At 38.7% G+C, this 253-nt stretch carries 1 protein-coding gene; it reads left to right on the top strand.

Going from position 1 to position 253, the window contains the following annotated elements; all coding sequences use genetic code 11:
• On the top strand, positions 1–253 hold a 253-nt coding region (locus BZK24_RS08355), incomplete at both ends, for a SabA family sialic acid-binding adhesin (RefSeq protein ID WP_341537520.1).

Genomic DNA, 253 nt, shown 5'->3' with positions numbered 1-253 from the left:
AAACAAGCTGGGCTTGCTCCTTTAAATAGCAAAGGGGAAAAATTAGAAGCGTATGTAACCACATCAAAGTATCAACAAGATAATCAAACTAAAACGACAACTTCTGTTATTGATACGACTAATGATGCGCAAAATCTTTTGACTCAAGCGCAAACGATTGTCAATACCCTTAAAGATTATTGCCCCATGTTGATAGCGAAATCTAGAAGTGGAAGTAGTGGAGCCAAAAATGCCCCTTCATGGCAAATAGCCG

Source organism: Helicobacter pylori, assembly GCF_001998165.1.
GTDB classification, from domain to species: Bacteria; Campylobacterota; Campylobacteria; order Campylobacterales; family Helicobacteraceae; genus Helicobacter; species Helicobacter pylori_DL.
Note: the sequence above shows the minus strand (reverse complement) of the source record. Positions and strands in the feature narration are given on the sequence as shown.